2 protein-coding genes and 1 pseudogene are annotated in these 1,907 nt (G+C 51.7%); all 3 read left to right on the top strand.

Annotation, left to right across the window (positions count from 1 at the left end; genetic code table 11):
* Window positions 1-81: 81 nt before the first annotated feature.
* Window positions 82-579, top strand: a complete 498-nt coding sequence (gene dfrA12 / locus ABN212_RS18640) for a trimethoprim-resistant dihydrofolate reductase DfrA12 (protein ID WP_001083725.1) — start codon at window positions 82-84, stop codon at window positions 577-579.
* A 111-nt stretch (window positions 580-690) separates the two neighbouring features.
* Window positions 691-981 carry a DUF1010 domain-containing protein gene (locus ABN212_RS18635; RefSeq protein ID WP_001336345.1) on the top strand — a complete coding sequence of 97 codons (291 nt, stop codon included), beginning with the start codon at window positions 691-693 and terminating at the stop codon, window positions 979-981.
* Window positions 982-986: 5 nt separating this feature from the next.
* Window positions 987-1,825 (top strand): annotated as a pseudogene (locus ABN212_RS18630) (AadA family aminoglycoside 3''-O-nucleotidyltransferase).
* Window positions 1,826-1,907 lie beyond the last annotated feature (82 nt).

Here is a 1,907-nt window from a genome sequence, read left to right as displayed (position 1 = left end):
CGCCGTGGGTCGATGTTTGATGTTATGGAGCAGCAACGATGTTACGCAGCAGGGCAGTCGCCCTAAAACAAAGTTAGCCATATGAACTCGGAATCAGTACGCATTTATCTCGTTGCTGCGATGGGAGCCAATCGGGTTATTGGCAATGGTCCTAATATCCCCTGGAAAATTCCGGGTGAGCAGAAGATTTTTCGCAGACTCACTGAGGGAAAAGTCGTTGTCATGGGGCGAAAGACCTTTGAGTCTATCGGCAAGCCTCTACCGAACCGTCACACATTGGTAATCTCACGCCAAGCTAACTACCGCGCCACTGGCTGCGTAGTTGTTTCAACGCTGTCGCACGCTATCGCTTTGGCATCCGAACTCGGCAATGAACTCTACGTCGCGGGCGGAGCTGAGATATACACTCTGGCACTACCTCACGCCCACGGCGTGTTTCTATCTGAGGTACATCAAACCTTCGAGGGTGACGCCTTCTTCCCAATGCTCAACGAAACAGAATTCGAGCTTGTCTCAACCGAAACCATTCAAGCTGTAATTCCGTACACCCACTCCGTTTATGCGCGTCGAAACGGCTAACCATTCCGTCAACGGGACGCCAAAATGCTGCGCATTTTGGTTCCCTCCGCTGCGCTCCGGCTCTCGTTACGTCCAACGTTAGCACCACTGAAACCCAGCTTTATTTAGCTCATGTTTATTCAAACGGCATTTAGCTTTTCAGGCGTTATTCAGTGCCTGTTTTGCCTTTTTTCCGGGCTTCGCCTGCATGGGCTGCGCAGGTTTTCAGTCTTTTTGGCCTCTAGCCCTTGCGTAGCAAGCGCAAGCAGCTATCGTTTTTGCAGTGCTGTGCCGCCTCGGTGGCGCAGCGTTTTTTCACGGTTAGCGCCCGTCGCCAAATTCAAGTTATCCGTTTTGGCTTCTGGTTCTAACATTTCGGTCAAGCCGACCCGCATTCTGCGGTCGGCTTACCTCGCCCGTTAGACATCATGAGGGAAGCGGTGACCATCGAAATTTCGAACCAACTATCAGAGGTGCTAAGCGTCATTGAGCGCCATCTGGAATCAACGTTGCTGGCCGTGCATTTGTACGGCTCCGCAGTGGATGGCGGCCTGAAGCCATACAGCGATATTGATTTGTTGGTTACTGTGGCCGTAAAGCTTGATGAAACGACGCGGCGAGCATTGCTCAATGACCTTATGGAGGCTTCGGCTTTCCCTGGCGAGAGCGAGACGCTCCGCGCTATAGAAGTCACCCTTGTCGTGCATGACGACATCATCCCGTGGCGTTATCCGGCTAAGCGCGAGCTGCAATTTGGAGAATGGCAGCGCAATGACATTCTTGCGGGTATCTTCGAGCCAGCCATGATCGACATTGATCTAGCTATCCTGCTTACAAAAGCAAGAGAACATAGCGTTGCCTTGGTAGGTCCGGCAGCGGAGGAATTCTTTGACCCGGTTCCTGAACAGGATCTATTCGAGGCGCTGAGGGAAACCTTGAAGCTATGGAACTCGCAGCCCGACTGGGCCGGCGATGAGCGAAATGTAGTGCTTACGTTGTCCCGCATTTGGTACAGCGCAATAACCGGCAAAATCGCGCCGAAGGATGTCGCTGCCGACTGGGCAATAAAACGCCTACCTGCCCAGTATCAGCCCGTCTTACTTGAAGCTAAGCAAGCTTATCTGGGACAAAAAGAAGATCACTTGGCCTCACGCGCAGATCACTTGGAAGAATTTATTCGCTTTGTGAAAGGCGAGATCATCAAGTCAGTTGGTAAATGATGTCTAACAATTCGTTCAAGCCGACCGCGCTACGCGCGGCGGCTTAACTCCGGCGTTAGATGCACTAAGCACATAATTGCTCACAGCCAAACTATCAGGTCAAGTCTGCTTTTATTATTTTTAAGCGTG

It is taken from the genome of Proteus genomosp. 6, assembly GCF_040139785.1.
Lineage (GTDB): Bacteria > Pseudomonadota > Gammaproteobacteria > Enterobacterales > Enterobacteriaceae > Proteus.
This window is presented reverse-complemented; position numbering and strand designations above follow the sequence as displayed.

What these genes read in the sequence shown, in the direction of transcription:
- dfrA12 (WP_001083725.1), top strand. Translation starts at nt 82, where the DNA reads ATGAACTCGGAATCAGTACGCATTTATCTCGTTGCTGCGATGGGAGCC.
- ABN212_RS18635 (WP_001336345.1), top strand. Translation starts at nt 691, where the DNA reads ATGTTTATTCAAACGGCATTTAGCTTTTCAGGCGTTATTCAGTGCCTG.